Genomic DNA, 13,283 nt, shown 5'->3' with positions numbered 1-13,283 from the left:
GGGCACGCCGAAGTAGCCGCTTCCCCCTGTGCGGGAGGCGGCTTTTCCTATTTCTGGGCCTATCCCTGGTTCTATCTTGAGTCCTATATCCAGGCCTATCTGTGGGGCGCAAGGATGCGGTGGGGCCTTGCCGGAGATGAGTCAGATCAGTCAGCTAAATCAGATCAGCCAGACAAGCTATGCCAGCGAGATTAGGCAGATTGGGAGGATAGCAGGTTAGGTAGAACTCCTTGTTGGGCGTGGTGAATGGGCAGGCGAGGGGATAAACCGCGGGTTACCGCTCCACGGCGGGATCCAGGCGATGCGGCCCTCGATGCGGACCATGCGCCCGCGGGCGGTGGGGCGGGAATCATCATCTTGATTCACCGCATTGTGGTGGGCACAGAGCGTTACGAGGTTTTCTTGGTTCGTGGGGCCGCCGGCGGCCCAGGCGGTGAGGTGGTGGACTTGGGCGTCATCGGCAGGCGTGGAACAGCCGGGCCAAGCGCAGATGGGATGCTCCGCGCGGGCTAGCATGCGTTGCTTCCAGCTGGCCATGCGCTCGGTGCGATACAGGTTAACCGCGCCGTGCTCGGGGTGGACCAAGCTGACGTAACCGCGCTGGGCGAGGGTGCGGGCCACGAGCTGGGCGCCGGACATGCGTGCGCCGTTGGAAAGCTGAAGCATGATGTCATCACCCTGGCTAGCAGTGATGCGATCTAGTTGGTCAAGGGTGATGATCACGTTGGTGTGCACCGCGGGGAGTGCGCCGGGATTGCCCTCGAGAATTACCTGCTTGGCTGCGGCGAGCGGGTTTTCCTTATCCACGGAGGCGAGAACGCCTTTGATATCTGCGATATCGGTGGGATCTGCGGTGATGGAGATGGTGTGGGGACCATCGGGGCGTCGGGTATAGCGCACGCCGTGGGAGGGACGCTTAGCGGGGTTGAGCTGCTTGAGGCGCTTCTTCGCGATCGCCGGAATCAGATGGGCCTCCGCGCGGCAGAGCTCCAGGCGGAGATCCCAACTGCGGTTGGTGTCCTTTACTCTTTGGGCGAAAGACTCGATGCTTTCAAGCACAGCGAGGTCGTGGCCGCGGGAACGGGCGGCCTCGCAGGCAAGGCGCTGCTTGCGGCTATTGGAAGTGCGGCCGAAATAGGTGTGTTGCAGGCGGGCGAGTTGCGCGGCGAGGAGCTGGCTGGCGCCGGCCTTGATGAGCTCTTGTTCGGAGCATCCCTGAAACTCGGCGACGAGGTCCACACCGCGACGGCAAAGTTGCAAAAATTCTGTGTTCACGACTCCTGACCGTAAAAGCGGCACGGGTACACAGCAATGGATGTGCAAGGCGAAACGGCAAATCTGTGGAATTCTCGCGCTGCGGGGGTCGCTGGGGCGCGCAATTAGCGCGTTATCCACAACCTGGCGCGGGCCGGGATGCGGACGCACGGGGGCGGTGGTAGAGGGAGGTCTTCTATGCTGGAGGTCATGTCGGAAGCGAAACAAAGAGTCTCAACGAGGCAAATGCTGCGGGTGGTGGACCGCTCAGTAGTATCGCGCCTGCAACGCATCCGTTCGCGCTTCGTTTATATAATCCAGGCCACCGTGGGTGCCGCATTGGCGTATTGGGTGGCAAGCTCCGTCGTTGGGCATCCGCAGCCGTTCTTCGCGCCCATCTCGGCCGTCATCATCCTGGGGCTTTCGGGCGGGGACAGGATGAAAAGGGCGGTGGAGATGTCGCTGGGCGGCATCGTCGGCGTGGCCTTGGGTGATCTGCTCTTCCAAGTGGTGGGGCAGGGCCCGTTCCAGATCCTGTTCATCGTGGGAGCGGGCCTGGTGGTGGGGTCCTTTATTACGAAATCGCCGCTGGTATCCAACCAGATTGTCTTTGGATCCATCCTTATTGCCACGATTTTTCCGCCCACCGAGGGGCCGGGTGGCCTGCACCGAGCCATCGACGCGATGATTGGTTCTGGTATTGGGCTTATCACGATCGCGCTTATCCCTAATTCGCCGTTGAAGGAGGCTCGGCGCGAGGTGTCGAAGGTGCTGAGGATTGCCTCGAGCATTCTTAACGACGTCACGCATGGCATCCGCGATACCAATCCCGAGATCATTCGCGACGCCCGCGAGGCGGTGCGCGGCACGCAAAATGACGTGAATACGCTGTTGAGCGCGGCGCAATCGGGCAGGGAGGCATCGGAAGTATCGCCGCTTTTGTGGACCTCGCGCAGGAATATTCGGTCCCTGGAGCGCATCCTCTTGCCGGTAGATAACGCGGTGCGCGGGGTGCGGGTGCTTTCGCGCCGCGCGCTAGTGCTTACCGAAGACGGCGATACCGTGTCCGATAAGCAGCTTGAGCTCCTAGAAGAACTATCAGAAATTATCCTCGCGGTGGGAGAACTCTACGGCCGCCAAAAGCGGGATCACGATGAGGCGATAGAGATACCCGAGCTGGTGCAGCGGCTGCGCTACGTGGGCGGCCAAGCGGGCATGGATCTTATCGAAGAAGATGCGACGCTTTCCGCATATACGATCCTCGCGCAGACGAGGTCCATCGTGGTGGACATGCTCATGGTGTGCGGGCTCTCGCGCGAGTCCGCCGTCGCGCACCTGGTTCCTACCTCTGCGCACCCGGCATACCCGCCGGAGGTGTGGGAGCGCGACGATAAACCGAGCGATAAACAGAAGGGGCAGGATTAGCAGGACCCCGCCCCGCAAATCCGCCGAGCGGGGTGCCGGTGCGGGGCGGCGGTAAGAACCAAGGGAAGTCGGCGTGAGCTGCGAAGGAGGCTAGGGGCGCACGACTTGGAGGTCACGCAGGTGGCGGTAGAAGGTGACGCGGGTGAGGGGGCGTTTGTGGGGGATGGCATCGACAAGCACGCGCAGCTGGGGGCCGCCCGCCTGGACCGCGCGGCCGGTGTGGATGGAATCTGGGTCGAGGCGGCCGGGTTTGCGCAGCAAGGAACGCAGGCGGCCTGCGGGCTCGACTGGCGATGTCGCGCGGGCCGCCAGGATGCCCGGGGCATCGGTCATGGGGACCAGCCGCGCGCCAAAAGTACCGCGGCCGGAGGCGGCGAGGGTAGCGTCATCGATGATGATTTCACCGGTAAGCGGGCCATTGGACCAATCCGAGATGGTTGCCGAGCCGGCGACGGCCTGGCCGGAATCGTTGCGGATGAGCGGCACCGGGCGAACCGGGGCGGTGCGGGCGAGCTTGAGGGCCTCTTGCGGCGCGGCGGGCAGGCCCCAATTGGCGGCGGCGGCCGACTCGCCCGTGGGGATGAACGCGACCTCGGCCCACAGGTTATCGGCGCGCATGAGCCGGGTGATGACGGCGTTCAGCGCCGAATCCGAGCCCGCGACGACCACGCGCAGGCGGTCCTCCAGGTAAGGCTCCTGCGGGGCGGCGGCAGGGGCGCCGAGGTGGCGGACATCGGGCTGCGCGGCGATATCGTCAAGCGAAGGCGTGGGGTCGTGGGGGAGGAGGTTGGTGGCGGCGGCATCGACAAGCGCGAGCTCCTTGCGGGAAGGAACGGCCGAAAGATCATAGGCCTCTGCGGGCAAATCAACGTCGGGGGCGCCGCAGCGGAGGAACAAAAAACGCATGCACAACATGCTACGTGGGCTATTGCGGCCAGAAAAGTGTAAGGTAAATGCGTATTTTGGCTTCAATAATGAGGAAGTGACTTAAAAGATGGCAGCGATCGTCATTGTCGGCGCCCAATGGGGCGACGAAGGCAAGGGCAAGGCTACCGATATCCTCGGCGGGAAAGTTGACTACGTAGTCAAGCCGAACGGCGGCAATAACGCCGGGCACACCGTCGTGGTCGGCGGTGAAAAATACGAGCTGAAGCTCCTGCCCGCCGGGATTCTTTCTGAAAACGCCACCCCCGTGCTGGGCAATGGCGTGGTGATTAACCTCGAGGCGCTCTTTGATGAGATTGATGGCCTGGAAGCGCGCGGGGCGAATGCCTCCCGGCTGAAGATTTCCGCGAACGCGCACCTCGTGGCGCCGTACCACCAGACCCTCGACCGCGTGCAGGAGCGTTTCCTGGGCAAGCGCGCCATCGGCACCACCGGCCGCGGTATTGGGCCGACCTACGCTGATAAGGTCGCGCGCATTGGCATCCGCGTGCAAGACATCTTCGACGAATCCATCCTGCGGCAGAAGGTGGAGTCCGCGCTGGAGATCAAGAACCAGATGCTGGTGAAGATGTACAACCGCAAGGCCATCGAGGCCGAGCAAATTGTGGAGTACTTCCTGAGCTACCGTGAGCGCCTGCGCCCCATGGTTATTGACGCGGAGCTCGAGCTCAACCAAGCGCTTGCCGATGGCCAGAACGTACTCATGGAGGGCGGCCAGGCCACCATGTTGGACGTCGACCACGGCACCTACCCGTTTGTGACTTCCTCGAATCCGACGGCGGGTGGGGCTTCGGTTGGCTCTGGCATTGGGCCGACGCGGATTAAGACCTCGTTGGGTATTATCAAGGCCTATACCACCCGCGTGGGTGCCGGCCCGTTCCCCACGGAGCTTTTTGATAAGTGGGGCGAGTACCTGCAGACCACCGGCGGTGAGGTCGGCGTGAACACCGGCCGCACGCGCCGCTGCGGTTGGTACGATTCCGTGATCGCTCGCTACGCCACGCGCGTCAATGGCTTTACGGATTACTTCCTGACCAAGCTCGATGTGCTCACCGGCATTGGGGAGATTCCTATCTGCGTGGCTTATGACGTCGATGGCAAGCGTTACGACGAGATGCCCATTACCCAGTCTGAGTTCCACCACGCCGAGCCCATCTTTGAGACCATGCCCGCGTGGGAAGAAGACATTACGGGCTGCTCGACCTTTGAAGAGCTCCCCCAAAAGGCGCAAGACTACGTGCTGCGCTTGGAAGAGCTATCCGGCTGCCGCATCTCCTACATCGGCGTCGGTCCCGGCCGCGACCAGACCATCGTGCGCCACGATGTCATGGAGGATCAGTAGGCAGAGGCGTTACGTCGCTGCCGTGAGCGCGTGCCTGGCTAGGACCGCGCCGGGCCACGACAAAGTAAAGGGCGAAGTACCAGGTTGAGGTACTTCGCCCTTTTTTGATCCTCGGCAGGTGTCGAGCTTGCTCGTGGTTTTTAGTACGAGGCGGTCAGATTGTCGTAGCCGTTGATCTTGAGCGCGTTGAGCACGCGGTCTACGGCTGCCTGATCGGTATCCGGGTTATAGGTTTCCAGGAAAATTAGGTGCGCGGTGTGGTTGTCCTGGAAATTGATGTTCAGAAACTCGTGACCAAGCTCCTGCGTAGCAAGTGCGAGCTCGCGCTGCACAGCCAATTTGCCGCTCTGCAGATTCGGCGTGGATTGCTCCTCGTCGGCGCCGTTGATGATGTCTTCTTTGTCGCCGGTGATGCGGCCCTTATCGGCGTGGGCGCCCGGCTCGGGGGACTGGTCCGTGGTGGATTGTTCCGCTTCGGCCGTGTGGTGCACGTCCGGCTCAGCGAGCTGGTCCTGAGCATCGACTGGGCCGATGCTGCCTGCTAGGGGCAGCACTGCAGCCACGGCGCTTGCAATAAATGAAGGAATAGACATTTTCGGTCCTTTCTAAAAGGTAAATTTTATTGAACCGATGGAAATATTAGCACCGTGTAAGAAGGTTAACTACACGTAAAAATCGTTGTTGACATTTTCATTAAATAGATAATTAGCTGTTGCTAAATTGATTAAAAGGCAGGAAGTTCCTATGGTTATCTGGCCTGCGTTGGTCTTAGCGAAAACGTGATTTCAGACATTTCCGGATTATTAAGTGAAATGTAATATATCTCGAGCATGGGTGTCGCCTCGGCCCTATTGGTGTGGAGAAAGTGAACATTCAGGGTTTTGTTCATAGAGCTGCCGAGTTTCCCGAAGGGGAATGGAGGGCGGAGTTTTTATCGCGCGTTAGAAAAGGACTAGAAAAGATGCACGAGGCCTTCACGGGGTGCAAATTTAAGTGGTGTTGTCCACGTTTAACTGTGATCTGAAGAACTTTTTTGAACTTTTCTTAATTGAGTACAGTTTTCTTGACTGGACATTAGAAGAAAAACATATGCAACTGCGCGTTAGCCGGAGCCATAAGGACGCGAACATATGGTCGCACTTGAAGAACTGGCCAAACTTGAGTCTTGGGGGCCGCTTTTAAGTGGCAGGTTTCACAAAATGAGGGGCAATCGGGGATATCCCCTGGTGTTTCGGGTCATTTTATTCCGGAGAGTGATGAACTGGCACCCAGGGTTAACGGTGTAAATAGGGTCTTTAAATGTTCTCCAAGCCTACATTTATCTATCAGATAATAATAATTAACCCGCCAACTTCATTTTCGAACAAAGGTCTATTTGGGTCGGGTTGTCTTTTTTGTTAAGCCTCTTATTGGAAGGCACCTATTGACCGCAAAGTTGTTGATTTGTCATGTTAATAAGACTTGTCTTATGCGCTATCGGTGCCCTTATTGGTACTCTGCCAAAGGAGCAATTAAAGGCTCCTCACTGATTTTATGAACCAGTGTTGACTACTTTGTGTTCAAGATTTCATGAGTGATGTCTGTACAGATGAAAGGCAAGCTGTCCAGATAAAAGTTGTAAGAATACGTCCTTTTTAAGGGGAAAAGATGAGCGGAGTGTTAGGTCTATCTCGGAAGAGATGGTCCGTCTTAACCGCGGTGGTTGCTGCAATTGCGGTTATTGCGGCAATGGTCACCGTTCCGGGAGTGAAGGCGGAGGCTGCTGAGCCTACCGATTTTACGCCCAATAGTACATTGGGCAACGAACTTAAGAAGGAGGAAAAGGATCCACAGCATTTCGCCGCGGACTACTCCTGGGGTTTGCTTGTTTGGGCGGGAGAGCCAGCAGGGCCCGGCTTTAACAATGGTGGAAACAAAAAAAATGATGTGGGCTGGGCGTGGTGTATTGAACCGCACGCTAAAACCCCTCTCAATACGTTCGAAGCGTATAAGAAGAAGAACGCTACGAAACTTGAGTTCGATGAGAGGTATCACGACGCCGTCATTAATCTCGGACGGAAGATGGAAGCTGCAGCTGTCCGAGGGGATAAAAAATCGGCTGCTAACTATTACGTCTACCTGTTGATGTTCCTCAATTCGCCTCAGAACCCAAAGTATCTACCTTTTAAAACGATTGTAGGGAATAGCAAAGACTATTTCCCAGGGTTTACTGGATCGCACGAAGATTTTACGGCGCTTACGGGTTATAAAATTGAGGGAACCGAAGCTATGCCGCAGCTTGTAAAAGACTCGGCGGTGGAGATAGCAAAGCAGCCTGCAGATGCATTTATTACTGTTGTGCATCCGAACAACAAGCGCAATTCAAAGGCACAGTCTGTCATTCCGGTAGACCAGCCTGGTCTGCCTGATGAGCCTGACAATGGTGGTAGCTCCGAAGAGCCCACGACCTCTTCTGAGGAGAATCCTTCGGACGAGACCACTCCGGAAAACCCTGGCGGGGAGACTTCTCCGAACGAAACGACTGAGAATCCTGAGCCGTCTGATTCTGAAGAGACCACTCCGAAGGACACCACCTCCGAGACGACTCCGGATAAGACGACTGATGTAGTACCTAATCCAGAACCGACTCCTACTACTAGCGAGCAGCAGAAGGATCTTGAGCCCAAGATTGAAACGGAAGCTTCCATCAAGGACGGCAACCGTGTGGAAAAGGGTGCCACGGTTATTGACACTGTGACGTATGAGGATCTTGTTCCGGGTAAGCACTACACCCTGAAGGCGAAACTGATCTCCAAGGCCGATGGCAAGACCGTACTGGGTGAAAGCTCTACGGAGCTTGTTCCGGATGAGTCTGCTGGCAAGAAGGACGTTGAGCTTGTCGTTAACGACAAGGCAGATCCTGCTGTGGACTCAGCGGTTGCCTTCGAGAAGCTCGTATCTACCGAGGTAGATAAGGACGGTAAGGACACCTCTAACTCAACTGATGAGAACACGATCGCTACTCACGAAAATATCAACGATGAGAAGCAGACCGTCAACACTGAGTGGAAGCCGGAGATTCATACCAATGCTGACTTTGACAACGCTACTCAGGTAAAGGCTGGCGTTACTGTCAAGGACACCGTCGAGTACACCGACCTGGTGCCGGGTAAGGAATACACCCTGAAGGCAGAGCTGCGAAACAAGGCAGTGAATGACAAGGGTGAGCACGAGGTCGTTGGCAAGGGCGAAGCTACCTTCACCCCGGATAAGTCTGCTGGTGAGCAGGTAGTTGACATCAAGGTCAAGGACGATGTTGAGGGAGTCATTAAGGCTGCCGTCGCATTCGAGGATCTGTACTCCAAGCAGGTCGATGAGAACGGTAAGGAAACTCCGAGCTCTGATGAGGAGAAGATTGCCGAGCACCGCGACATCGAGGATGAAGCTCAGACCGTAACCTCTAAAATGAAGCCATCCATCGGCACCAAGGCTGAGAAGGCTGAGGGCGATGAGATTAAGTCTGGCACTGTCATCACCGATAAGGTCGAGTACCAGGACCTGGTCCCTGGCAAGGAATACACTCTGAATGCTGAGCTGCGTTCCAAGGTGAAGGATGAGAACGGCGACTACGCGGTAATTGGCCACGGTGAGAAGACTTTCGTACCTTCCGCTTCCAAGGGCAGCGAGGAAGTCGAGATCACTGTTGATGAAGGTGTTACCGAGACTGTTGATGAGGCAGTTGCTTTTGAGTACCTGACCTCTACCGCAGTGAACAAGGACGGCGAGGATTCCAACACTGGTAAGAAGAATGACATCGCCGACCACACCGACATCAACGATAAGGATCAGACTGTAAAGTCTGAGAAGCCTTCTGAGACTACTACCTCGCAGACCACCACCACTACCGAGGAGGTTCCGGGTAAGCCTGGTGATGGTGGCGAGGGTGAGACCTCTGCACCTTCTTCTGAGGATTCTTCTACCCCGAAGACCAGTGAGACCTGTGAGTCTGAGGAGCCGGGCGACTCGGAGAGCGAGAAGCCTTCCGAGTCTGAGGAACCGTCTTCGTCTGAGTCCAGCGAGCCTTCTGAGTCCGAGTCTGTAGAGACCACGTCCTCTGAAGCTTCCGAGACCTCTGAGTCTGATAAGCCTTCGGATTGCGAGTCGACGACTCCGAGCAAGCCGGATGAGCCAGGCGAGCCTACTGATGGCAACGACGAGAAGACCCCGAAGGTTTCCACTAATGCTGACTTCGAGGGCGACCTGCGCGAGGTTGTTGCTGGTGCCAAGGTTGTCGACCAGGTTTCCTACGAGGGTCTGGTTCCGAACAAGGAATACACTTTGGATGCCCAGCTGATTTCCAAGGAAGACCGTAAGACCGTTCTGGGCGAGACCAAGGGCCACAAGTTCACTCCGAAGAGCGCTAATGGCACTGAGGCTGTCACTATCGTTGTCAATGAGGATGTAACTGAGCCGGTTGAGGCTGCGGTTGCTTTCGAGACGTTGACTTCCACCGAGGTGGATAAGCACGGTGAGAATAAGCCGACCGATGAGGACAACCCGAACCACGTTGGTGAGCACAAGGACATCAATGATGATGACCAGACTGTGACCTCCGAGGGCTCTGAGAAGACTCCGAAGATCACCACTAACGCTGACTTCGAAGAGGGCTCCCACGCTGTTATTGCTGGTGCCAAGATTGTCGATGAGATTACCTATGAGGGCTTGGTTCCGGGTAAGGAATACACCTTGAATGCTGAGCTAATTAACAAGCAGGACGGTATGACTGTTCTGGGTACTGGGCACAAGACCTTTACTCCGGAGAAGTCAGCAGGCAGTGTCGAGGTGGAGATCACTGTTGATGACGATGTGACGGAGCCGGTTGAGGCTGCGGTTGCCTTTGAGGAGCTTACTTCCACTGAGGTCAATGACATGGGCGAAGAGACTCCGGATGTTGAGCAGCCGAATGAGATTGCTGAGCACAAGGACATCGACGATGCAGACCAGACTGTGATTTCCCACGGGGACGAGGACACGACTTCGCCTGAGGACGAGCCGTGGATTTCCACCAACGCTGATTTTGCTCACGGTTCGCATGAGGTTGTTGCCGGTGCTGAGGTTGTTGATGAGGTTACCTATGAGGGTTTGGTTCCGGGTAAGGAATACACCTTGAACGCTGAGTTGATTAGCAAGGCTGATGGCGCAACTGTTCTGGGCGCTGGTGCCAAGACCTTTACTCCGGAGAAGTCTGCAGGCAGCGTTGAGGTGGAGATCACCGTTAACGATGATGTGACGGAGCCGGTTGAGGCTGCGGTTGCTTTTGAGACGTTGACCTCCATCCAGGTTGATAAGAACGGTGAGGAGACTCCGAGTGTTGAGCAGCCGAATGAGATTGCTGAGCATAAGGACATCACTGACGAGGATCAGACGGTAACGTCCAAGGATTCTGAGACCCCAGGCAAGCCGTCTAAGGGCAAGATTCCATGGTGGGCAATCCTGATTCCGGGCATCGGCTTGGGCAAGATCATCCATGACCGTCACCACAACCATGACCATTCCACGGAGCAATCAAAGGAGCAGCCGAAGGAGCACCCGAAGGATCAGTCGGAAGAGCACTCCAAGAAGCAGGACTCCGAGGGACAGGGTGAGCACAATGCTCCGGAAAGCAATGGTGAGGATAAGCCCGGTGATACTGGTCAGCACGCTGGTAAAGAGCACCACGGCTCCGAAGCTAACGGCCACGTGCCAGGTCAGACCGGTAACCCGCTGCCATCCGATGCCGGACGTGCAGAAATTAAGTCCGTGCCATCTGGTGCTACCCAGCTCGAGGCGGGCATGCAGAGCTACATTCAGTAGCCTGCGCACACTGGACAGCTAATGGGCAATAGCGCCTAGACGTAACACGATAAGTCCCCTTCAGGGTGTAACTGAACACACTGGAGGGGACTTTCTATCTGATGTGAACAACAAAAGTGACAATTAAAAGGAGTCGGGGCAATGTCTGAGGAGACCGGCCGCAAAGAACCCATGAGCCGGGGCAAGATTATCGGATTTATCGTCTTGGTAGTAGCCGTAATTCTGGTGCTAATCCAGTTGGCGCTGTATTTAACCAGCGATAAGGAGGGGGATGAGGGTGATGTGGGGGCATCGGCAAGCGCGTCTGTGAGCGCACCGGCAGACAAAGATGCAGGCGCTGCGGACAAGCCCGATGCCTTCGTCGATGATTCGGGCGCGCAGGAGCACGAATTCGAGCCGGCCCCGGGCGAATTCCACGGCTTCGAAGGTATGTCTGTGGGCATCGACGGCGATTTCGCCGCCGTGGACCCGGTGCAGGTGACGGACCAGGGCGTGCTGCTGCCGCCGCACGATGTCTCCCGCCTGGGTTGGTACTCCGCCTCGGCGGTGCCTGGCGATGCCGGCAACATCGGCTCCAGTGTCATCACCGGCCACGTGAACTACCAGGGCCAAGGCACAGGCTATGCGGAGAAATTCACCCGGCTGCAGGAAAACCAGGAATTTACCGTGGTCATCGATGGTGAGGAGCGCACCTTTCGCGTGACGGAAAAGCCGTACCGCCTGCCTAAGAGCGCGGATTTCCCGGACGTGGTCAATGACGCGGACGGGGCGAACCGCCTGGTGCTTATCACCTGCGGCGGCCAGTTCGTCGGTGGTGCGTTGGGCTATGAGGACAACATTATTACCGTGGCAGAGCCTGTCGATGCCCCGGTCCCACCGGAACAGGCGCAGGCATAGCTTGTAGCCCTGTGGCTTAGAAGCGCCCGGCTCGAGGAAGATTTTCCCGGGCCGGGCGCTTGCGTTTGTGCACTTCACGCATGTGCGTCCAGGCTGCGGCGGGCATCTATGAAATAATTTGGGGAAGTATCTGCTGCTAGGAGCGGAATTAAAGGAGCAAAGTCATGGATATTCCAGGCAAAATCGCCGGTCATATCGGCACGGCGCTGACGGGCAATGCCACGAAGGTATTGCTGCTCGGCGCGGGCGAGTTGGGAAAGCAGTTGGCTATTTCCTTCCAGTCCCTGGGCCTTGAAGTGCACGCGGTGGATAAGTACCAGGGGGCGCCGGCCCACCAGGTCGCGCACTATAGCTATGTCGCGGATATTACTGACGCCGCGCAGGTATCGGAATTGGTGCAGCAGATTCAGCCGCACTACGTGGTGCCGGAGGTGGAAATCGTGGCGGTGGAGGCCCTGGAGCAGGTTGAGCAGTCTAGCGACGCCGTCGTCGTGCCCACGGCGCGCGCATGTGCGCTCACCCAGGACCGCGAGCGGGTGCGCGCGGTGGCAGAAGACATTGGGCTGCCGACCTCGGCATACCGTTTCGCCACCTCGGTAGAGGAGCTGGAAGAGGCGGCGACGGAGCTGGGGTTTCCGTGCATCGTGAAGCCGGACGTCTCCACCTCGGGCAAGGGCCACATGCTGGCGCGGGATGTGGAAGATGTGCGCGAGGCGTGGGAGACGGTGCGCCGCGTGTCCTCGGATTCGCAGCGCGTGGTGGCGGAGCGCTTCGTGGATTTCGACCTCGAGGTCACGCTGCTGGCCATCCGGTCCATCGATCCGGCCACGGGTAAGCTGGCCACGTGGTTTAGCGAGCCCATTGGTCACCGCCACGAGAAGGGCGATTTGATCGAGGAGTGGCAGCCCACCGGCATGAGCGAGATTGCGCTGGAGAACGCGCGGTCAGTTGCGGCGCGCATTTCCAATGAGCTGGGCGGGCGCGGCGTGTACGGCGTGGAGCTTTTCGTCGCCGGCGATGATGTTTACTTTTCTTCGGTCTCCCCGCGGCCTTCGGACACGGCGATGCTTACCGCCTATACGCAGCGCTTTTCCCAGTTCGACCTGCACGCCCGCGCCATTTTGGGCTATCCCATCGACGCGACGTTGATAACCCCGGGCGCCAGCATGTTCTTGCACGCGCCTGAGCCGCTTGCCGATGTCGCCTTTACCGGCATCGCCTCCGCCCTCCACTACGCCGAGACGGACGTGAAGCTCTTTGGCAAGCCCGATGCCTATAAGGGCCGGCGCATGGGGCTTGTGACCACGACGGCGGAAACGGTGGAAGAGGCCCGCGACCGCGCCGCGCTGGCGGCGCACAAGGTGAGCGTGACCTCCACGCCTGGCCTGCTCGCGCAGGGCGGTGCGCGCGGCATCGACCCGCAGGCGGAAAACGTGCCCGATATCGAGGTCGTTGAATACGAGGGCGGGGTCGAGCTCGATCCCAAGCTGACCTCAGGCGTAGACGATACCGACTAGCCCCGCGCCGCGCGGTGCCCGTCCGCCCCGCGCGGCAGCGTCGGCCAGCCCCGAGCGCCGACCAGCCTTGC

Annotated in this window: 8 protein-coding genes; 5 read left to right on the top strand and 3 right to left on the bottom strand. The window is 58.0% G+C overall.

The features are described 5' to 3' along the window. Positions 1–216: 216 nt before the first annotated feature. Positions 217–1,275 carry an HNH endonuclease signature motif containing protein gene (locus HMPREF1261_RS00785; RefSeq protein ID WP_023029614.1) on the bottom strand — a complete coding sequence of 353 codons (1,059 nt, stop codon included), beginning with the start codon at positions 1,273–1,275 and terminating at the stop codon, positions 217–219. Between the two features lie 177 nt (positions 1,276–1,452). Between HMPREF1261_RS00785 and HMPREF1261_RS00780 the strand changes: the two genes are divergently transcribed. Further along, positions 1,453–2,679 carry an aromatic acid exporter family protein gene (locus HMPREF1261_RS00780; protein WP_023029613.1) on the top strand — a complete coding sequence of 409 codons (1,227 nt, stop codon included), beginning with the start codon at positions 1,453–1,455 and terminating at the stop codon, positions 2,677–2,679. A 90-nt stretch (positions 2,680–2,769) separates the two neighbouring features. On the opposite strand, the gene HMPREF1261_RS00775 is transcribed toward HMPREF1261_RS00780, so the two are convergent. Beyond that, on the bottom strand, positions 2,770–3,585 hold the full coding sequence (locus HMPREF1261_RS00775; protein ID WP_034657797.1) for a hypothetical protein: 816 nt from the start codon (positions 3,583–3,585) through the stop codon (positions 2,770–2,772). An 88-nt stretch (positions 3,586–3,673) separates the two neighbouring features. Here HMPREF1261_RS00775 and HMPREF1261_RS00770 point away from each other — a divergent pair, with 88 nt between their 5' ends. Beyond that, positions 3,674–4,966, top strand: a complete 1,293-nt coding sequence (locus tag HMPREF1261_RS00770; RefSeq protein ID WP_023029611.1) for an adenylosuccinate synthase — start codon at positions 3,674–3,676, stop codon at positions 4,964–4,966. A 140-nt stretch (positions 4,967–5,106) separates the two neighbouring features. Here the strand turns inward: HMPREF1261_RS00770 and HMPREF1261_RS00765 are convergent, their stop codons facing one another. After that, on the bottom strand, positions 5,107–5,559 hold the full coding sequence (locus HMPREF1261_RS00765; protein ID WP_005279422.1) for a hypothetical protein: 453 nt from the start codon (positions 5,557–5,559) through the stop codon (positions 5,107–5,109). 1,675 nt (positions 5,560–7,234) lie between these two features. On the opposite strand from HMPREF1261_RS00765, the gene HMPREF1261_RS00755 reads away from it, so the two are divergent. The 3 genes from HMPREF1261_RS00755 (at position 7,235) to purT (ending at position 13,212) form a co-directional block, all read left to right on the top strand. Then, the gene (locus tag HMPREF1261_RS00755) at positions 7,235–10,798 is read left to right on the top strand and encodes a VaFE repeat-containing surface-anchored protein (protein WP_232207957.1); all 3,564 of its coding nucleotides are present in this window, start codon (positions 7,235–7,237) and stop codon (positions 10,796–10,798) included. 141 nt (positions 10,799–10,939) lie between these two features. After that, complete coding sequence (locus tag HMPREF1261_RS00750) at positions 10,940–11,695, top strand: class F sortase (RefSeq protein WP_023029608.1); 756 nt, start codon at positions 10,940–10,942, stop codon at positions 11,693–11,695. Between the two features lie 164 nt (positions 11,696–11,859). After that, entirely contained in the window at positions 11,860–13,212 is a 1,353-nt protein-coding gene (gene purT, locus HMPREF1261_RS00745; RefSeq protein ID WP_023029607.1) for a formate-dependent phosphoribosylglycinamide formyltransferase, read from the top strand. Positions 13,213–13,283 lie beyond the last annotated feature (71 nt).

The sequence above is a fragment of the Corynebacterium sp. KPL1818 genome (assembly GCF_000478135.1).
Classification (GTDB): domain Bacteria; phylum Actinomycetota; class Actinomycetes; order Mycobacteriales; family Mycobacteriaceae; genus Corynebacterium; species Corynebacterium accolens.
This window is presented reverse-complemented; position numbering and strand designations above follow the sequence as displayed.